The sequence below is a fragment of the Mycolicibacterium nivoides genome (genome assembly GCF_003855255.1).
Classification (GTDB): Bacteria; Actinomycetota; Actinomycetes; order Mycobacteriales; family Mycobacteriaceae; genus Mycobacterium; species Mycobacterium nivoides.
Window position 1 is genome coordinate 1,441,319 of record NZ_CP034072.1, and the last position, 19,462, is coordinate 1,460,780.

18 protein-coding genes are annotated in these 19,462 nt (G+C 68.3%); 10 read left to right on the forward strand and 8 right to left on the reverse strand.

Translation table 11 applies throughout. From position 1 onward, the window contains the following. Positions 1-16: 16 nt before the first annotated feature. The 3 genes from EH231_RS06865 to EH231_RS06875 are packed head-to-tail and all read left to right on the forward strand — an operon-like array spanning position 17 to position 4,328. Complete coding sequence (locus EH231_RS06865; RefSeq protein ID WP_090431014.1) at positions 17-1,612, forward strand: amidohydrolase; 1,596 nt, start codon at positions 17-19, stop codon at positions 1,610-1,612. Then, positions 1,602-3,512, forward strand: a complete 1,911-nt coding sequence (lnt, locus tag EH231_RS06870; RefSeq protein ID WP_090431012.1) for an apolipoprotein N-acyltransferase — start codon at positions 1,602-1,604, stop codon at positions 3,510-3,512. The genes EH231_RS06865 and lnt overlap by 11 nt, the downstream gene beginning before the upstream one ends. A gap of 9 nt (positions 3,513-3,521) precedes the next feature. Then, positions 3,522-4,328, forward strand: a complete 807-nt coding sequence (locus tag EH231_RS06875) for a polyprenol monophosphomannose synthase (protein ID WP_075919998.1) — start codon at positions 3,522-3,524, stop codon at positions 4,326-4,328. 63 nt (positions 4,329-4,391) lie between these two features. Here the strand turns inward: EH231_RS06875 and rbpA are convergent, their stop codons facing one another. Further along, entirely contained in the window at positions 4,392-4,730 is a 339-nt protein-coding gene (rbpA, locus tag EH231_RS06880) for an RNA polymerase-binding protein RbpA (protein ID WP_011559900.1), read from the reverse strand. 124 nt (positions 4,731-4,854) lie between these two features. Between rbpA and EH231_RS06885 the strand changes: the two genes are divergently transcribed. Further along, a complete protein-coding gene (locus EH231_RS06885; protein ID WP_044523993.1) occupies positions 4,855-5,196 on the forward strand; it encodes a hypothetical protein in 342 nt (113 codons plus the stop codon). Here EH231_RS06885 and EH231_RS06890 read toward each other — a convergent pair. Then, positions 5,193-5,909 (reverse strand): hypothetical protein, encoded by a 717-nt coding sequence (locus EH231_RS06890; protein ID WP_164480796.1) that lies wholly within the window; start codon positions 5,907-5,909, stop codon positions 5,193-5,195. The two genes, EH231_RS06885 and EH231_RS06890, sit on opposite strands and share 4 nt — an antisense overlap. Positions 5,910-5,985: 76 nt before the next feature. Here EH231_RS06890 and EH231_RS06895 point away from each other — a divergent pair, with 76 nt between their 5' ends. The 3 genes from EH231_RS06895 (at position 5,986) to EH231_RS06905 (ending at position 11,599) form a co-directional block, all read left to right on the forward strand. Continuing rightward, a complete protein-coding gene (locus EH231_RS06895) occupies positions 5,986-7,524 on the forward strand; it encodes a carboxylesterase/lipase family protein (protein WP_124712135.1) in 1,539 nt (512 codons plus the stop codon). 73 nt (positions 7,525-7,597) lie between these two features. Beyond that, positions 7,598-9,532, forward strand: a complete 1,935-nt coding sequence (locus EH231_RS06900) for a primary-amine oxidase (protein ID WP_124712136.1) — start codon at positions 7,598-7,600, stop codon at positions 9,530-9,532. A 45-nt stretch (positions 9,533-9,577) separates the two neighbouring features. Next, positions 9,578-11,599 carry a DUF7064 domain-containing protein gene (locus EH231_RS06905; protein ID WP_124712137.1) on the forward strand — a complete coding sequence of 674 codons (2,022 nt, stop codon included), beginning with the start codon at positions 9,578-9,580 and terminating at the stop codon, positions 11,597-11,599. Here EH231_RS06905 and EH231_RS06910 read toward each other — a convergent pair. Genes EH231_RS06910 through EH231_RS06920 form a run of 3 tightly spaced genes read right to left on the reverse strand, consistent with a single transcriptional unit; the run spans position 11,577 to position 13,452 of the window. Continuing rightward, entirely contained in the window at positions 11,577-11,804 is a 228-nt protein-coding gene (locus tag EH231_RS06910) for a DUF167 domain-containing protein (protein ID WP_044524007.1), read from the reverse strand. The two genes, EH231_RS06905 and EH231_RS06910, sit on opposite strands and share 23 nt — an antisense overlap. Before the next feature lie 11 nt (positions 11,805-11,815). Then, positions 11,816-13,018, reverse strand: a complete 1,203-nt coding sequence (locus EH231_RS06915; protein ID WP_090431001.1) for a lipid-transfer protein — start codon at positions 13,016-13,018, stop codon at positions 11,816-11,818. After that, complete coding sequence (locus EH231_RS06920) at positions 13,015-13,452, reverse strand: Zn-ribbon domain-containing OB-fold protein (RefSeq protein ID WP_044524009.1); 438 nt, start codon at positions 13,450-13,452, stop codon at positions 13,015-13,017. The genes EH231_RS06915 and EH231_RS06920 overlap by 4 nt, the downstream gene beginning before the upstream one ends. A 109-nt stretch (positions 13,453-13,561) precedes the next feature. Here EH231_RS06920 and EH231_RS06925 point away from each other — a divergent pair, with 109 nt between their 5' ends. Together EH231_RS06925 and EH231_RS06930 are read left to right on the forward strand one after the other, a co-directional pair. Next, complete coding sequence (locus EH231_RS06925) at positions 13,562-14,131, forward strand: TetR/AcrR family transcriptional regulator (RefSeq protein ID WP_124712138.1); 570 nt, start codon at positions 13,562-13,564, stop codon at positions 14,129-14,131. Then, entirely contained in the window at positions 14,128-15,624 is a 1,497-nt protein-coding gene (locus tag EH231_RS06930) for an FAD-dependent monooxygenase (RefSeq protein ID WP_124712139.1), read from the forward strand. The genes EH231_RS06925 and EH231_RS06930 overlap by 4 nt, the downstream gene beginning before the upstream one ends. Here EH231_RS06930 and EH231_RS06935 read toward each other — a convergent pair. The 3 genes from EH231_RS06935 to EH231_RS06945 are packed head-to-tail and all read right to left on the reverse strand — an operon-like array spanning position 15,557 to position 18,496. Continuing rightward, entirely contained in the window at positions 15,557-16,663 is a 1,107-nt protein-coding gene (locus EH231_RS06935; protein ID WP_124712140.1) for an ABC transporter substrate-binding protein, read from the reverse strand. The genes EH231_RS06930 and EH231_RS06935 overlap by 68 nt on opposite strands. A 37-nt stretch (positions 16,664-16,700) precedes the next feature. After that, positions 16,701-17,369, reverse strand: coding sequence for an alpha/beta fold hydrolase (locus EH231_RS06940; protein WP_090430993.1), 669 nt, complete (start codon positions 17,367-17,369; stop codon positions 16,701-16,703). Further along, positions 17,366-18,496 (reverse strand): FAD-dependent monooxygenase, encoded by a 1,131-nt coding sequence (locus EH231_RS06945; RefSeq protein ID WP_124712141.1) that lies wholly within the window; start codon positions 18,494-18,496, stop codon positions 17,366-17,368. Before EH231_RS06945 ends, EH231_RS06940 begins: the two co-directional genes overlap by 4 nt. A 70-nt stretch (positions 18,497-18,566) precedes the next feature. On the opposite strand from EH231_RS06945, the gene EH231_RS06950 reads away from it, so the two are divergent. After that, positions 18,567-19,454 (forward strand): LysR family transcriptional regulator, encoded by an 888-nt coding sequence (locus tag EH231_RS06950; RefSeq protein WP_124712142.1) that lies wholly within the window; start codon positions 18,567-18,569, stop codon positions 19,452-19,454. Positions 19,455-19,462 lie beyond the last annotated feature (8 nt).

A 19,462-nucleotide genomic window follows, 5' to 3' on the forward strand; every position in this document is an offset into this window, starting at 1 on the left:
AGCCAGTCGAAACAGCTTGACGACACTTCTGATCAACGGGCGCATCCACAGCCCCAGCTACCCCGACGCGACCGCATTCGCCGTGCGCGACGGCGTAGTGGCGTGGCTGGGTACCGACGACGTCGGCCGGTCGCAGTTTCCCGAAGCCGAGATCGTCGACCTCGACGGCGGCTTCGTCGCCCCCGCATTCGTCGACAGCCACGTCCACCTGACCGCCACCGGGCTCAATCTGGACGGCCTGGACCTCCGCGGGGCCACCTCGCTGCGGCACTGTCTGCGCCTGGTGGACGAGTACGCGCGCCGGCATCCGGACGGCCCGGTGTGGGGACACGGCTGGGACGAATCGGGCTGGCCGGAACGCAGCGGCCCGAGCACCGGGGACCTCGACGCGGTGCTGGGGGATCGGCCCGCCTATCTGGCCCGGGTGGACGTGCATTCGGCCTCCGCAACCACCGCACTGCGCCGGTCGGTGCCCGGGCTGGCCGAGGCCGCGGGGTTCGACCCGCAGCGCCCGCTGAGCGCTGAGGCGCATCACCTCGTGCGCGCGGCCGCGCGTGAGCAACTGACCCCGCAGCAACGGCACGCCGCCCGCGTCGCGGCACTCGATCACGCCGCCGGGATGGGCATCGCCGCGGTCCATGAGTGCGCGGGCCCGCAGATCGGCGGTCTGCTCGACTGGCAGGAGCTGCGCGCTCTGGAGCACGGCGTGGAGGTCGTCGGTTACTGGGGTGAGCCGGCCCGCGACGCCGAGCATGCCCGACACCTGATCGCCGAGACCGGGGCCCGGGGGCTGGCCGGAGACCTGTTCGTCGACGGTGCCCTCGGCTCGCACACCGCGTGGCTGCACGCGCCGTACCACGACGCACCCGACACCTGCGGCAACTGCTACCTCGACGTCGAGGCCATCACCAGGCACGTTCAGGCCTGCACCGAGGCCGGAATCCCGGCCGGGTTCCATGTGATCGGCGACGCCGCCGTCGCCGCCGTCGTCGAGGGCTTCGCCACTGTGGCCCAGCGACTGAGCGGCCCGGCTGTGGCCCGGTGCGGCCACCGTCTGGAACATCTGGAGATGGTCGACACCGCGCAGGCCGCCCAACTGGGGGCGTGGGGTGTGATGGCCAGCATGCAGCCCAACTTCGACGCCCTCTGGGGCGGGGAGGACGGCATGTATGCCCAGCGTCTCGGGCTTGATCGAGTTCACGGGCTCAACCCGTTCGCGCTGTTAGCATCCGAAGGCGTGCCCCTCGCCTTCGGCTCCGACACCCCGGTCACCAGCATGAACCCCTGGCAAACCGTGCGTGCCGCGGTGTCGCATCAGAGTGCGGGCAGTGCCATTTCGGCTCGTGCCGCGTTCGCTGCGGCCACCCGCGGCGGCTGGCGCGCCGGTGGGGTGCGCGACGGCGTCACCGGAACGCTCACTCCTGGGGCCCCGGCCAGCTACGCGGTGTGGGAGGCCGACGACCTGGAGGTCAGCGCGCCGGCCAACGCCGTCCAGCGATGGTCCACCGACCCGCGCTCACGGGTGCCCGCGCTGCCGCGGCTGGCCGCTGATGCGGAGCTGCCGCGTTGTCGTCAGACCGTTCACCGGGGTGTCGTCATCCATGGGCAGTGACCGTCCCAGAGACAAATCGGGCCGCCCGCGGCCGGTGCGCGCAGATCGTTTCGGCCGCCTGCGGCCGGCACCGAACGAGACCACCGAAGTGATCCCCGCCATCGTGGAAGACGAGCTCGCTGAACTCGACGCACTCGACGATGAGGCCTTCGAGGAACTGGATGAGGACGTCACCGGCGATCCTGTTGCCGACATCGATCCCGACGAGGAACCCGAGGAGCGTGGGTATCGCCTGACCGCGGCGGGCACACCCGACCGCTGGTCTGTGGTGGCGGTCAGGGCGTCGCGGTTCGGCCGGGCTGTCGCTGCGCGGTGGGCGCAGTTGAGCGCGTCGGTCGGCGGCGGGCTCGCGTTGTGCCTGAGCTATCCACCGACCGGCTGGTGGTGGGCGGCGTTCGTCGGGTTGGCGTTGATCGGCTGGGTGCTGACGCTGCGCTCCACCACCCGTGCCGGCGGCTTCGGCTACGGATTCCTGTTCGGTCTGGCGTTCTATATTCCGTTGCTGCCGTGGATCAGCGGTCTGGTCGGGGCGGTGCCGTGGCTGGCCCTGGCCGCCATGGAAGCACTGTTCTGCGGGCTCTTCGGCCTCGCAGCGGTCGTGGTCGGGCGATTGCCCGGGTGGCCGCTGTGGTTCGCCGCGCTGTGGACCACCCAGGAATGGCTGAAATCCACTGTCCCCTTCGGCGGATTCCCTTGGGGTGTCCTCGGATTCGGCCAGACCAACGGACCGCTACTGGCCCTTGCGCGGTGGGGTGGCGCTCCGCTGGTGTCGCTCGCGGTGGCACTGGTCGGCTTCAGCGCCACACTGCTGACCCTGGAGATCGTTCAGTGGTGGCATCACGGACACAAGCCGGGCTTCCCTGCACCCGCGGTCATGCTGCCGGGCCTGAGCATCACGGTGGTGCTGCTGTCCACCGCGGTGCTGTGGCCACAGGTCCGTCATTCCGGCACCGGCGCGGGCGACGAACAGACCGTCACCGTGGCCGCCGTGCAGGGCAATGTGCCCAGGCTCGGTCTGGAGTTCAACGCCCAGCGCCGCGCGGTGCTCGACAACCACGTGAAAGAGACGCAGCGCCTGGCCGACGATGTGCGTGCCGGCCGGGCCCCGCAGCCCATGTTCGTGGTCTGGCCCGAGAACGCCTCCGACATCGATCCGTTGGCCAACGCCGACGCCGCCGCACAGATCACCGCGGCGGCCGACGCCATCGGGGCACCGATCCTGGTGGGAACCGTCACCAAGGCCGACGGTTACACCGCGGACAATCCGGTGGCCACCAACACCGTGATCGTCTGGGATCCCGAACACGGGCCGGGGGAGCGACACGACAAGAAGATCGTGCAGCCGTTCGGCGAGTACCTGCCGTGGCGCGGATTCTTCAAGCACCTGTCGTCGTACGCGGACCGGGCCGGCTACTTCGTGCCGGGCGAGGGCAACGGGGTCGTGCATGCGGCCGGCGTGCCGATCGGGGTGACCACCTGCTGGGAGGTCATCTTCGACCGGGCCGCGCGGGAATCGGTGCTCAGCGGCGCCCAGGTGCTGACGGTGCCCACCAACAACGCGACCTTCGACGAGAACATGAGCGCACAGCAGTTGGCGTTCGGCAAACTGCGGGCCGTCGAGCACGACCGTTACCTCGTGGTCGCCGGGACCACCGGCATCAGCGCGGTGATCGCCCCGGACGGGCGTGAGCTGGCCCGCACCGACTTCTTCCAGCCCGCCTATCTGGACAGTCAGATCAGGTTGAAGTCAGACCTGACACCGGCCACCCAATGGGGGCCGGCCCTGCAGGTGGCGCTGGTCACGCTTGGTATTGGGGCACTGGTTGCCGCAATAATGCACAATGGAGGGTTCGTGCAAAGAATGTTGAGGCGTCGCACCGGCGAAGGCCCGCGACGATGAAGGAGCCACATGACAGTCCCTGGTGACGGAGCGCAGCGGCAGGGGGAATCCAGCCCTCGCCAGGACGGTGAACGCCCGAGTCAGCGCACCCTGGTGATCATTCCGACCTACAACGAGCGGGAGAACCTGCCGCTGATCGTCGGGCGTGTCCACCACGCCAGCCCCGAGGTGCACATCCTGGTGGTCGACGACGGCAGCCCCGACGGCACCGGCCAGTTGGCCGATGAACTGGCCCTGGCCGACCCGGACCGGGTGCACGTGATGCACCGGACCAGCAAAGCGGGCCTCGGCGCCGCCTATCTGGCCGGCTTCGCCTGGGGCCTGGGCCGCGGGTACTCGGTTCTGGTCGAGATGGACGCCGACGGCAGTCACGCACCGGAGGAGCTGAACCGGCTCCTCGATGCGGTCGACGCCGGGGCGGATCTGGCCATCGGTTCGCGGTACGTCTCCGGCGGCACGGTGCGCAACTGGCCGGTGCGCCGCCTGGTGCTGTCGAAGACCGCCAACACCTACTCCCGGCTCCTGCTGGGCGTCGGCATCCACGACATCACCGCCGGGTACCGCGCCTACCGGCGCGAGGTGCTGGAGAAGATCGACCTGTCCGCGGTCGATTCCAAGGGTTACTGCTTCCAGATCGACCTGACCTGGCGTGCGATCAACAACGGGTTCAAGGTCGTCGAGGTGCCCATCACGTTCACCGAACGTGAACTCGGCGTCTCCAAGATGAGTGGTTCCAACATCCGCGAGGCGATGTTCAAGGTCGCGGAGTGGGGCATCCGTGGGCGCCTGGACCGCGCCCGGGGTGTGGTGCGCTAGCGCTCCGGACACAAAAAACCGCGATATGCCCACGAAGGGCATATCGCGGTTTTTTTGCGCGGTTCAGCTGCCGCGACGCTTGGTCTTGATCAGGTCGAGGCGCTCCTTGAGCAGTTCCTCGAGCTCCTCGACGGAACGACGCTCCAGCAGCATGTCCCAGTGGGTACGCGGCGGCTTGACCTTCTTGGGCTCCGGCACGTCACCCTCGATCAGGGTGCCCTCGAGCCCGTTACGGCACAGCCAGGTGCCGGGGATCTCGGCGTCGTCGGCGAACGGGACGTCGAACTCTTCCCCGTTGTCGGTGCGGTACCGGGCCACCTGACGCGGCGCCAGGTCATGGTTGCGGTCGGTCTCGTAGCTCACGGCTCCGAGGCGACTGCCTCTCAGGACACGATCAGCCATCGTCAACACTCCTTATTTGGCGTTTTAGTCCGGATGTATCAACGCTGCACGGCGTTGCCAAGTTCCCGACTCGACCATTGATGATACGCGGGTCGAGGCGTCGGGCAGTCTACAGTCGTGACCCATGGCGATCGGTAACCACAGACGCGACCGTCCGCAGCCGTGTCGGTGGTGCGGACGTGAGGTCGCCGATGCGCAGATGGGTCGCCGTCGCCAGTATTGCAGGCAGTCCTGCCGGCAGCGGGCCTACGAACAACGCGCCATGGTGAAAGGTACGTCGCTGGCCCCGGATTCGGTGGTGCTCACCGCCGACGAGGCGGCCCAGCTGTCCGATCGGGTGTACCAGGTCAGGTGTGCGGCCGAGGATGTGGCCATCGCGGTCGACGAGGGTGCCGGGACGGACGAACTGCGGCAGTTGTGTGAGGCCCTGATGGAGGCGGCCAAGGCGGCCGACGGCTGGCGCTAGTCGGGCGGGCAGCTGAGCTGACGGCCGATGCCCACCGGCGGCGGAACCGGCTTCAGGCAGCCCAGCGGTTCGACGCCGGAGGAGTTCAGCAGCACCGCGGACTGGTGCGCATAGTTGACGCACACCAAAGAGGTGTCATCGGCCCGGCACCGGTAGTCACCGAACGCCAGTGACTTGCCCTCGGTGAGTTCGGCACCGTCGCCGTAGCCGAATCGACCCGGATCTCCGTGCAGCGAGCCGATATCCACGGTTTCCCCGGTGAAATCCACCCAGCCGGGAATCCACTGGCCCTCGACGTCGGCGGGCTTGGACGGCAGATCGTCGGCCTTGATCAGGCAGGCCAGCTGCCCCTCGACGTTCTTGTCGGTGGCACAGCGGGCGGTGCCCGAGGGTGCGACGAACGCGACATCGTCGCCCAGGCTCGTGGATTGGCCGTCGCGCGTGGCGGTGTGGAAGCCGGACGGATCGACCGGGGTGCCCGCCTCGACCCACTTGATCACGCGGTTCATCGGGGTCCCCGCGGCCGGTGCCGTGGTGGGCAGCGGCGAGGTCGTCGTCGTGGTGGGCGTGGTGGTCTTGGTGTGTGGGGCGCCGGCCGGCATCGACATCCGGGGCTGCGAGTTCGGCTGCGACTCGTGTCCCCCTCCCGATGAGCAGGCCGCCACGAGGGCCGCCGAAAGCACAGCAGCCCCAACAGTCACAACGGTGCGCATACCCGCAAGGCTAGCGGTCGCGTGTCACGCCCACCGCGTGTCCGCCTACACCGGTGTAGTTCGATACGGTCGGTTCATGCACGAGCGGACTGTCCGGGCAAAGATCAGTACCGGCATCGTCGAGGGGTTCACTCGCGACGGCGTACATCGTTGGCGCTCCATCCCTTACGCCAAGCCGCCGGTGGGCCGGCTGCGTCTTCGGGCACCCGAGCCGGCCGAGCCGTGGCCCGGCGTGCGCTACTGCCACGGGTTCGGTTACTGCGCGCCCCAGCAAAATCGCTACACGCTCGTCGGCCTGGGCAAGCATCAGCCGATGAGCGAGGACTGCCTGACGCTCAACGTGGTGGCGCCGGAGAAACCACCGCGCACGCGAGGCGCGGAGAAGGATGACGCCGATGGTCCGCTGCCGGTGATGTTCTTCGTGCACGGCGGCGGCTACATCATGGGCAGCTCGGCCACGCCCATCTACGACGGTGCCGCGCTGGCCCGCCGCGGCTGTGTGTTCGTCTCGGTCAACTACCGGCTCGGCATGCTCGGGTGTGTCGAGCTGTCGTCGCTGTCGACACCGGAGCATCCGATCGAGGACAACCTGTTCCTGCGCGATCTGGTGTTGGCGCTGCGGTGGGTACGCGACAACATAGCGGTGTTCGGCGGGGACCCCGACAACGTGACGATCTTCGGCGAGAGTGCGGGTGCGCACGCGGTCGCGACCCTGCTCGCGGTGCCCGACGCCGAAGGGCTGTTCGCCCGGGTGATCTCGGAGAGCCCGGCCAGCGGGATGGTCAGCTCGGCGGAGGCCGCCGCGCGTATCGCAGGTCAGCTCGCCGAATTGGTCGGTCCCGGTGGGGGATCGGCGGCTGCCGCGCTGATGTCTGCTCGCCCGGCGGAGCTGGGCCGGGCGCTGGAAAAGCTCATCATGCGCGGGCAGACGGATATGCCGGGCGCGTTTCCGGTCGGTCCGACTTTCGGCACCGACTACCTGCCCGTCGATCCGGTGACGGCGATGGCCGAGGGCAGCGCGCACCGGGTGCCGTTGATCGTCGGCAACAACGCCGACGAGGGCAGGCTGTTCACCCGCTTCATGCCGCTGTTGCCGACCAATGAGCCGATGATCGAAAAGTTGTTCGCCCGTACCGATCCGGAGGAACGTCGCCGGATTGTGGCGGCGTACCCGGACTATCCGAGCAGTGCGGCCTGCGTGCGGCTGGGCGGCGATTTCGCGTTCGCTTCGGCCACCTGGCAGATCGCCGAGGCGCACAGCCGGCACGCGCCCACCTATGTGTACCGCTACGACTACGCGCCGCGCACCCTGCACTGGGCGGGACTGGGGGCGACGCACGCGATGGAACTGCTCGCGGTATTCGACACCTACCACACGAGTTACGGCGCGCTGCTGACGGCCGTGGGCGATCGCGCGTCGGCCCGGCGGGTCAGCCGGGACGTGCAGCGGCGATGGCGTGAGTTCAGCCGGACCGGTGAGCCGGGCGCGGGCTGGCCGGCCTATGACAGCGACGACCGCGCGGTGTTCGTGTTCGACCGCCGGCCCCGCGTCGAATACGACCCCCGGGCGGTGCGGCGCCAGGCCTGGGAAGGGTTCACGCTCGCCGAGCACTGAGTCGCCGGAGTACGGCTGATTCACTCTGAGCGATTTGCTGCACGGAATCCTCCGGTGTGGTTGCGTATTTGGTGTGGACTATCCCTTGGATCCGCTGTCCGCCGACGAGTTTCGCGCGGTGGCAGCGATATTGCGTGAGCACGGGGTCGGGGAGGGCTGGCGGGTCGCCTCGGTGGAACTCGTCGAACCGTCCAAGGCCGAGTTGGCCGCCTTCGATGGCGGCGGCGCGACACCGGCCCGCCGCGCGGCCGTCATCTGCCTGGACCGGTCGGCGAACGCCACCTACAAGGGCGTGGTGTCGCTGACCGACGACCGGGTCGAGAACTTCGACCACATGCCGGGCGTCCAGGCCAACTTCACCGTCGACGAGTTCATCGAATGCGACGAGGTGCTGCGCAGGCATCCTGACGTGATCGCCGCACTCGCCAAACGCGGTATCACCGATCTGGACAACGTGTTCATGGACACCTGGACCTACGGTGACGCGGTCGCGCCGCCCGAGTACCGCGACCGTCGGATCGGCTGGTCGGACACCTGGTACAAGCACGCCCCCGGTGCCAATCCCTACGCCCACCCGGTCAGTGGTCTGCACTGCGTGATCGACATCAACACCATGGAGGTGCTGCGCGTCGAGGATGACGGCAGTTCCGAAAAGCCCGATGTGATGGGCGAATACGTACCGCACCACATCCCCGAGCGGATCCGGTCTGCCTCGCGCCGCGAGCCGCTGAAGCCGCTGAACATCACCCAGCCCGATGGTCCGTCGTTCACGTTGGACGGCAACCTGCTGCAGTGGCAGAACTGGTCGTTGCGGGTCGGTTTCAACCACCGTGAGGGGATGACGCTGCACACCGTGCGGTACCGCGACGGCGAGGTGGATCGTTCGGTGGCCCACCGGATGTCGTTCGCCGAGATGGTGGTGCCGTATCGGGACTCCTCGGTCGACCACTACCGGCGGACCGCGTTCGACATCGGCGAGTGGGGCCTGGGATTCATGACCACCTCGCTGGAACTCGGCTGCGACTGCCTCGGTGAGATCCGCTATCTGGACGCGGTTCTGCACGACAGCACGGGCGAGCCGTACACCATCACGAACGCGATCTGCATCCACGAGGAAGACAACGCCGTGCTGTGGAAGCACGTCGACCACGACGCCGGTGCCGAGGTGCGCCGGATGCGCAGGCTCACACTGTCATTCCATGTCACCGTCGCCAACTACGAGTACCTGGTCTACTGGCGGCTGTACCAGGACGGCAACATCGAGTGCGAGGTCCGCGCCACCGGGATCATGGTCACCACGCCCGTTCCGGCGGGGCAGCCGCATCCCAACGGCACCCTGGTCGACGAGCGCACCTATGCGCCGTTCCACCAGCATTTCCTGATCGCCCGGTTGGACCTGGACGTCGACGGCCCCGACAACACGGTCTACATGACGGAGTCGTACGCCGAACCGATCAGTCCCGACAATCCGTACGGTCTGTCGCTGGTGGTGCGCAATCAGGCGCTGCGCACCGAGCAGGAGGGCAAACAGGACGTCAGCTTCGCCACTCAGCGGGCGTGGAAGGTGGTCAACACCAACGTCGTCAACGGCCTCGGCACGCACCCGTCCTACAAGCTGGTGCCCACCGGGGCGATCCCCGCGATGTTCGATCCCTCGTCACCGGTGGCGCAGCGCGCCAACGTCATCACCCACACGCTGTGGGTGACTCCGAACCGGCCGGACGAACGCTGGCCCGCGGGGGAGTTCGTCAACCAGTCGGTGGCCGATACCGGGCTGGGTGAATGGACGAAGGCCGACCGGTCGATCGACAACACCGACGTGGTGCTCTGGTACGTCTTCGGCATCCACCACATCACCCGTCCGGAGGACTGGCCCGTGATGCCGGTGGACGTGGTGTCGTTCTGGCTCAAGCCTTTCGGGTTCTTCGACCGCAACCCGGCGTTGGACGTGGCACCCACCCCGCCGGACGCCTGCGCCCACGGCCATGCCAAGGCGGCACATCATTAGTTGACACCTGTCATATGTGACGCGGAACACTGCTAGGTTGCCTGTGTGCAACCGACTCAGACAGCCGTACTCGACCGCCCCGAAGACCTGACCTGCGACTGGCTGACCGCCGCACTCGGCGCCGGACAGGTCGATGGGTTCAGTTTCGAGCGGATCGGAACGGGCCAGATGAGCGAGTGCTATCGCGTATCGCTGAGCTATGCCGCAGAGGAGGGCGGGCCGGCCTCGGTCGTGCTGAAGGTCGCCGCGACCGACCCCAGCAGTCGCCAGACCGGACTGGCGCTCGGGCTCTACGAACGCGAGGTGCGGTTCTATACCGACATCGCGCCCGCCCTGGTGCCCGGGCCCGTGGCGCCGTGCTACCACGCCGCGATCGACACTCAGACCGGTGCGTTCGACCTGTTGCTCGGCGATGCCGTCCCCGCCCTGGTGGGCGACGAGATCCGCGGCGCCACAGCCGAACAGGCCTCTGCGGCGCTCACCGAGCTGGGCCGCATGCACGGGTCGAAGCCCGGCGCCGAGGCGCTGAACCAGGCTGAATGGCTCAACCGTGAGGCGCCGGTCAACCAGGGGTTGATCGCCGGCCTGTATGCGGCCTTCGTCGACCGGTACGCGGGCCTGATCACGCCCGAGCAGCGCCACGTGTGCGAGCGGCTCGTCGAGAGTTTCGACGCCTACCTGGCAGCCGAAGGAGCGTCCGAGCGGCCTCAGGGTCTGGTACACGGTGACTACCGGCTCGACAACATGCTGTTCGGCGACTCCGGTGCCGACCGGGCCCTGACCGTGGTCGACTGGCAGACCGTCACCAAGGGGCCTGCGTTCACCGACGTCGCGTATTTCATCGGCTGCGCCCTGCCCGTCGAGCAGCGCCGCGCGCACTACGACGAGTTACTGACGGCGTATCACCGGGCGCTCGGACCGGACTCCGCGCTGACGCTCGATCAGGTGCGCGACGGTGTGCGCCGGCAGAGCTTCTTCGGCGTGATGATGGCCATCATCTCCTCGATGCTGGTGGAGCGCACCGAACGCGGTGACCAGATGTTCATGACGATGCTCGACCGGCACTGCAGCCATGTGCTGGACACCGAGGCCCTGGATATCCTTGCGCCACCGGCGATCCCGGAACCGCTGGTCCCCACGGACGAGGATGAGTTTGCGCATCCGCCGACCGGCGAGGAATTGTGGAACGAGAGCTGGTATCTCGACTTCGCCGATGCTGACGCGGGTTTCGGCGGTTGGGTCCGCCTGGGGCTGGTACCCAACCAGGACACCGCGTGGGTGAATGTGCTGTTCTGCGGTCCGGGGATGCCGACCGTGGCGCTCAACGACTTTCACGCCGCACCGGCCGAACCGGCACTGATCACGGGTGAGGGTGTCGAGCTGAGCCTGCAGCCGGGCGAGCCGCTCAAGACCTACCGGGTCACCGCAGCGGGTACCGGGCAGGCCCATGACGATCCGGCCGCGCTGCTGCGTGGTGAAACGGGCCGGCCGGTTCCGGTGACCATGGACCTGACCTGGACCACGGTGGGAACCCCGTACCAGTACCGGATCACGCCGCGCTACGAGATTCCGTGCACGGTCTCGGGCACGGTGACCGTCGGGGAGCAGACCTTCGACGTCAACGCCGTCGCGGGCCAGCGTGACCATTCGTGGGGCGTGCGCGATTGGTGGTCGATGAACTGGGTGTGGAGTGCGATCCATCTCGACGACGGCACCCATCTGCACGGCGTGGACATCCGGATCCCCGGGATGCCGCCGATCGGGATCGGCTATTCGCAGCGCGCGGGTGAGCCGCTCGTCGAATTGCAGTCGGTGACAGCGCAATACGCGCTCGGTGCCGATGATCTGCCGGTGTCGACGACGCTGAACCTGCAACCCGGCGACATCGAGGTCACCGTCGACATCCAGGGCCACGCGCCGGTGCTGCTGGTGGCTCCGGGAGACGACGGTGCCGGCCGGGTCAGTCAGTTCCCCCGCGCCTGGGCCAAGGTGCGCACCGCCGACGGACGCAGCGGGATCGGCTGGCTGGAGTGGAACCGCAACGTCAGCTCACCCGAAAACGCTTGAGCCGCGCAGTCGCTCCGGAGATCAACTCCACGCGGCTGCGCGGCACACCCAGATGCTGGGCAAGCAGCTTGGTGACGGCGTCGTTGGCCTTGCCGTCGACGGCACGTTCCTGAACGTAGATGGTGAGCGCGCCGTCGTCAGCGACCTCGACCAGCGGGCCTTTGCGGCTGCCGGGCTTGACGCGGACGACGACGGTTTCGCTCACACCGTCATTTTCTACCGCGCGACGATCACCGATGAGCCGTGGCCGAACAGGCCCTGGTTGGCGGTCACGCCGACCTTGGCGCCCTCGACCTGCCGGCCGATGGCCTGGCCCTTGAGCTGCCAGGTCAGCTCGCACACCTGCGCGATGGCCTGCGCCGGGATCGCCTCGCCGAAGCACGCCAGGCCGCCGGACGGGTTGACCGGGACACGGCCACCGATGGTCGTCGCGCCGGAACGCAGCAGCTGCTCACCCTCACCCTTGGCGCACAGGCCCAGGTGCTCGTACCAGTCCAGCTCGAGTGCGGTGGACAGGTCGTAGACCTCTGCCAGGCTGACGTCCTCGGGGCCGATCCCGGCCTCGGCGTATGCGGCGTCGAGGATCTGATCCTTGAACACGCGCTCCGGTGCCGGCACCACGGCGGTGGAATCCGTTGCGATGTCCGGCAATTCGGGCAGGTGCTGCGGGTATTGCGGGGTCACCGTCGAGATCGCGCGCACCGACGGGACGCCCTCCAGGGAGCCCAGGTGTTTCTCGGCGAACGATTTGCTCGCCACGATCAGCGCGGCGGCACCATCGGAGGTGGCGCAGATGTCGAGCTGGCGCAGTGGGTCGGACACCACCGGGCTGGCCAGCACGTCCTCGATCGAGGATTCCTTGTGGTAGCGGGCATTCGGGTTCTGCAGGCCGTGGCGGGAGTTCTTCACCTTGACCTGGGCGAAGTCCTCGGAGGTGGCCCCGTAGAGGTCCATCCGGCGCCGGGCCAGCAGGGCGAAGTACACCGGGTTCATCGCGCCGAGCAGGTGGAAGCGCTGCCAGTCCGGATCGTTCTTGCGCTCGCCGCCGACGGGCGCGAAGGCGCCCTTGGGTGTGGTGTCGGCGCCGATCACCAACGCGACATCGCAGAACCCGGCCAGGATCTGAGCGCGGGCGCTCTGCAGTGCCTGCGAGCCCGACGCGCAGGCCGCGTAGCTCGACGACACCGGCACACCGTTCCAGCCCAGCTTCTGGGCGAAGGTCGATCCGGCGATGAAGCCCGGGTAGCCGTTGCGGATGGTGTCGGCCCCGGCGACCAGCTGGATCTGGCGCCAGTCCAGGCCGGCCTCGGCCAGCGCGGCGCGGGCGGCGACGACGCCGTACTCGGTGAAGTCGCGGCCCCACTTGCCCCACGGGTGCATGCCCGCGCCGAGGATGTACAGCGGTTCGGGAGTGCTCACGGGATCCTCCAGGCGTGGGTGGTGCGCTCGATGCCCTCGTCGTCGGTGTAGAGCGTCATGGTGGTCAGCTCCATCTCCATGCCGACCTTGAGGTCGGCGGCGAGGGTGCCTTCGACGACCTTGCCGAGCACGATCAGACCTTCGTCGGCCAACTCCACCGCGGCGATCGCGAAGGGTTCGAACGGGTCGGTCTTCGGATACGGTGCGGGCGGGAGATACCGGTTCTCGGTGTAGCTCCACACCTTCCCGCGGCGGGACAGCGGAACCAGGTCAAGGGTGTCGCTGTCGCAGGCCGGGTTGGGGCAGTTGTTCTCGCGCGGCGGGAACACGAAAGTGGCGCACTGAGTGCACTTGCCGCCGATCAGGTGAGTGGCACCGGCGTCGTCGGTGGCGAACCACCCTTCGATCGCGGGTTGCGAAGATGCTGCTGGCACGCGGCCAGCCTAAACGATCAAGACCGCAGAACTGAAACGTGTTGCAGTTTTGCCCCGCGAACCAAGATAATGGCTTGAAGAGTACGAAACTGTTTCGTACTCTTCAAACATGGTTCGAGGTATGGAGCGTGAGCAGGCCGTGCTGGCCGCGACGGCCGAGCTGCTGGTGGAACGGGGATACCAGGCACTGACGACCGACGCGGTGGCCGCCCGGGCCGGCGCCAGCAAGGCCACCATCTACCGCCGGTGGCCGAACAAGGCCCAGCTTGTCCGCGCGACCCTGGACGCCGCGGATGTCGCACGCAATGCGTCGGTACCCGACACCGGGGAGCTGCGCAGTGATCTGTTCGCCGTGATGGACGCCGTCGCGGCGAACGTGGCCGACCCGTTGACCCGGGTCACCGCGGAACTCGCAACCCTCATGCGCCACGACGCGCAGCTGGCCGAGGCCATCCGCGAACATCTCGCCAAAGAGGAGCTCTCGCCGTTCCACGATGCGCTGCAGCGGGCCATCGCCCGCGGCGATATCGCCGCAGACACCCATGTCGAACTCATCCATGACGTGGCCGAGGCGATGATCCTCCGCCAGGTCCACCTCGACCTACCGGTCGACGCGGCGTTCAGCGCGCGGCTGATCGACGACGTCCTGTTGGTCCTGCTCGGAGGTGCCCGCGGATGACTGTCGTGATCGCGGGCGCCGGGCCCACCGGACTGACCCTGGCCATCGAGCTGGCCCGGCGCGGCGTGCCCTGCCGGGTGCTGGACAAAGCCGCGGCGTTGTTCCCCGGCTCCCGCGGCAAAGGGCTGCAGCCGCGCACCCTGGAGGTCTTCGACGACCTCGGCGTGATCGGCGCCGTGCTGGCCGCCGGGGAATCCTTTCCGCCCATGCGGCTCTACCGCGGCGAGGACGTGGTCTGGGAGAAGCCGATCTACGACCTGCTGGGGCTGCCCGAGCTGGAACCCACCCCGGCGGTGCCGTACCCGTACACGTGGCTGATCCCGCAGTGGCGCACCGACCAGATCCTGGCGGCGCGATTTGCCGAACTCGGCGGCACCATCGAGTTCGACACCGAGGTAACGGGTTTCACGCAGGGCGACGACGGTGTCACGGTGCATACCCGGCGAGGATCGATCCACGCCGACTACCTGGTCGGCGCCGACGGTGGCCGCAGCGCCGTCCGCAAGGCGTCCGGGGTCGACTTCCTCGGCGGTGCGCTCACCGAGGAACAGATCATCGTCGGCGACGTGCGGGCCCGCGGCCTCGACGGCCGGTGCTGTCACCTCCTGACCCGGGACGGCGACCAGTCCACACGGTTCTCGCTGTGGAACCTGCCGGATAGTGAGCACTACCAACTGGTGGTGACGATGGCGCCCGGCGTCGAAGTTCCCGCGCTGACCCTCGAGGGCATGCAGGAAGTGCTGCAGCACCGGTCGGGCCGCCGGGACGTGACACTCTCGGATCTGCGGTGGATCTCGCTGTACCGGGTGAATCTGCTGATGGCGCAAAACTTCCGGATGGGCCGGGTGTTCCTGGCCGGAGACGCCGCCCACGTCCATTCGCCCGCCGGAGGGCAAGGCGTCAACACCGGGGTGCAGGATGCCTACAACCTCGGCTGGAAACTGGCCGCTGTGTCGGCCGGAGCGCCTGACGCCCTGTTGGACAGCTATGAGGCGGAGCGTCTGCCCGTCGCCGCCGAGGTGCTGCACCTCAGCGGCCTGTTGCACCGCCAGGGGTTCGGTGCGACGGGGCCTGCGCCCGCGGCCATCCACCAGTTGGACATCAACTACCGGGGAAGCCCGCTCGCCGTCGACACCGATCCGACCGGTGCGCTACGGGCCGGCGACCGGGCACCCGACGGACTGCTGCCAGACGGCCGCAGACTGTTCGACGTGTTCCGCGGCCCCCACTGGACTGTGCTGCAATTCGGTGCCGAGCCAGTCGATTTCGGGATCCCGCAGGTGCGACTCGCCCCCGGCGACGGCTACGACGTATCTGTCGGCTCCTACGTCCTGGTCCGGCCCGACGGTTATGTCGGCGCGATCAGCACCCGGCCCGAAGTCATCCGCGACCAACTGCGGCAAGCGGGGGAGGAGGCCCCAGCCGCTACGTCAAGTGCCGGAGCAACTCGTCGCGGGACCACGGTGTCAGGCGAAACCGGCCGTCCCGGATGACCGCGACGGCCACGTCGTTCACATCGAGCCCGGAATGATCGGTGGAGGAGAAGCGGTACTCGCCTTCAGGCGTGAGACATGTCAGTGAATCCATCGCTTGCCGGACCGCTTGAGGAGCGTCGTCGCCGGCCGCGTCGACGGCTGCCGCAATCAGCTTCGCGGCGGTGTATCCATCCACCGCGAATTGAGACGGCGGTACACCGTGCCGACGCTCGAAGGGTTCGGTCAGCGCGGCGATGGCGCTCCGGGTCGCTGAAGGTGGCAGGTCTGCTTCCACGGCTACCAGGGACGTCGCGACGATGATGCCGTCGGCGCCCGGGCCGACCTCGTCCACGAACGTGGGACTCGCGGCGCCGAGTCCCACGACCATCGGAATGTTCAGACCGGCTGACCTGAATGCCAATGCCAACCCGGTCGCCGGTGGCCCGGTGACCCACGCCATCAAGGCTTGCGCGCCGCTCGCGGCGGCCTCAGCCACTGCGGGTCCGAAATCCTCGGTGTCGACCTTGACCGAAACGACCGTGACCGCCTCGATTCCGAACTGGCTCAGCATGGTTTCCTGCGTCGTCCACGCCTCACGGTTGAACACGCTGTCGGAATCGAGGGCCACCGCAATTCTGGTCAAGCCGCGATGGCGGAAGTATCTGAGCAGCTGCGCGGCGACCACACGCCCCGTCGGCGGCGTCATGAACACGTACGGACGGACGGGATCGACCTGGGTGTGCGCGGCTCCCGTCGACACGTACACAACTCGGCGTTCATCGGTATGCGACAGGACCGCCAGACTTGCGTTGGAGAATGATGTTCCGACGACGGCAACGACGCCCCGGTCGGCCATCCGGTGGTAGGCGGCCACCGCACCCTGGGGGAGACTCTCGTCGTCCTCGACCGCCAGCTCCACCGGGCGTCCGAGCACACCACCCGCGTCGTTGAGCTGCTGTACGGCGAGCTCTGCGCCGTCCCGGTTCTCCAGGCCCATGTAATTAGAGCCGGTCAGCGATGTCACCTGGCCGATCACGATCGGGCTTGGCGACGGCACGAGGGAAGGTTAGCGCGACCACCGCGACGTCGACGGGCTACCCGCCGGCGGCGCCCAGCAGGATGCGGACCAGATCACTGTGGTTGTCGCGCATGAGGTTGTGTGCCCCGTCGAGCACGTGTGTGCGCCAGGCGGGGTCGGTGCGAACCCGCTCGAAGGTCGCGGTGAAGGGCGATTCACCCTCCCACTTGGTGGCGTAGACATAGTCGAGCCGGAAGCGGGACAGGTCGTCGCGCAGCCGGATCGGCTGCATCAACGACGCGAGTGGATGCGCCGTGGCGCGGTCGTCGAAGAACGGCAGTGGCGGTACGCCGTAGCCCGTGGCATCGACGCCGGCGTACCACGTGTGTTGTCCGTCGTCGGTCAGAGTCCACACCGAGTCGCCGTCTCGCGGCACGAACGCGTCCAGGTACACCAGCGAATCGACCTGCAGTGGAATGCGATCCGCGACGGCGGTGATCACCATGCCGCCGTAGCTGTGCCCGGCCAGTACCGCATCGGTCACGTGCTGGGCCTGCATTTCCGCGATCACGTCGGCGATATGGGTTTCCAGGTTGACCCCGGCGTGGGCCAGGTGCGCGCGCTCGGCCACCCCGGTGAGGGTTGGTGTCAACACCCGGTGGCCCTCGGCGCGCAGTGCGGCGGCGAGATCGTCGAAGCACCAGCCGCCGTGGCACGCACCCGGTATCAGAACGTATGTGGTCATCGGGAACTCCTGTCTGCGAGTGTGTTTCGTCGATAGTCCGCGGTGACCCGGGCCAGCTCCTTGGGGTCGCCGGCATGCATCGTGCGATTGGCGTGCACCACTGCCGTGGTCTCCGGGACGCGGCGGGCCTCGTAGCCGGCGACGCCGCGGCCGGCGGCCAGCTCGTCGGCAAGGGCGCGGGCGTCGAGGACGGCCTGTGAACCGCCGTTGGCGCCGACGGGATACATCGGATGCGCGGCGTCACCCAGTAGTGTGACGCGTTGAGTACCCCAGTGGGACAACGGCTCCCGGTCGACCATCGGATACTCGAACACCGCATCGGATCTGCCCACCAGCTCGGCCGGGTCCAGCCAGTCCAGGTGCCAGCCCGACATGCGGGCCATGACCTCCGCGGGATCGACCTGGGCGTTCCAGTTCGCGTCCCCGGGAAGCGGACCGGGCGCGGCCTCGGCGACCTGCAGCACCCAGTTCACCTGATCGCCGCCGATCGGGTACGTGACCAGCTCGACCCCGTCCTCACCCTTGACGATGGCCATCGTGCGGCCGTCCAGAAACGGCCGAACATGGCTGGCGCCGCGGAACATCCGAACCCCCGACCAGACCAGTGGGTCGACGCCGCGATGCAACTGCCTGCGTACTTCCGAGTGCACCCCGTCGGCGCCGACGAACACGTCTGCGGTGAACTCGCCGACGCGGCTGGCCACGCGTACATGATCGTCGGATTCCTCGAAACCGGTGACGGCTGCGCCTGTGCGCACCGCGTCGGTACCCAGCCGGGACCGGACCGCGTCGAGCAACAGCATCTGCAGCCGGCCGCGGTGCACGGAACACTGCGGGTACCCGTATCCGCCTTCGATTCCGCGGGGCTCACGGAACAGCAGCGCGCCGTCGGAGCGGTAGAAATCGATGACGGCCGGGGTCGCCGAGATGGCCAGCAGGGCCTCGCCGAGACCGAGGTCGGTCAGTTCGCGTACCGCGTGCGGCAGCAGGTTGATGCCCACGCCGAGGGCGCGGAGCTCGTGGGCGCTCTCCAGGATCGTGACGTGAAAACCTCTGGCGTGCAGGGTGAGTGCGGTGGTGAGGCCACCGATACCGGCTCCGGCGATGACGATCTGTCGTGTGGACATGGCTCCAGCCTCGTCAGCGCCGAATGATAAGTCCAATACATAGTCTATCCATAAACTATTGTGATTACTTATGGAATTGCGGCAGCTCGAATACTTCGTGGCGGTGGCCGAAGAAGCCAACTTCACCCGCGCCGCCGAGCGGGTGCATGTCGCGCAACCGGCGGTCAGCGCCCAGATCCGGCACCTCGAGCGCGAACTCGGTCAGCAACTGTTCGATCGCAGCCGGCGTACGGTCCGGCTGACCGCCGCCGGCGAAGCCGTGTTGCCACACGCCCGGGCGGCGCTGGCCGCCGTCACCGCCGCCCGTACCGCGGTCGAGGAACTCGGCGAGTTGGTGCGGGGCTCGGTGGTGGTGGGCACCGTGACGGCCCACGACTTCGACATGGCGGGACTGCTCGCTCAGTTCCACGCGGCACACCCACTGGTCGACATCACGCTGACCACGGACGAGTCCGACGCCCTGCTGGACGGCTTGCACTCGGGGCGCCTCGATGCGGCCATCGTGTCGGTCGGTGCCGAACTGCCCGCCGGGTTGGCCGCCGAGGTGGTGACCGATCAGCGCATCGTCGCAGCGGTGGCGGGTGACCATCCGTGGCACCGGCGACGCACGGTCGCGCTGCGCGATCTCGCAGACCACCCGGTCATCGCGTTGCCGACCGGCGCCGGTATCCGCCACCAGTTCGACCAGGCCTGCCGCGGGGCCGGGGTGGCCGCACGGGTCGCGTTCGAGGCGAGCACCCCGCACGCGCTGGCCGAGCTTGCCGAGCGCGGGCTCGGAGTCGCGGTGTTGCCGGAATCGGTGGCCGTCGCCCGGACCGCCCTGCACCCCCTGCCCATCACACCCGAGTTGCGCGGCCGGTTGGTGTTCGCGTGGCGGGCGCGGGGACCGATGAGTCCGGCCGCCAGAGTCCTGATCGAGATGACTCGTCGCCGTCTGCGCGTCGGTGGCCCCGCATAGAGTGAGGG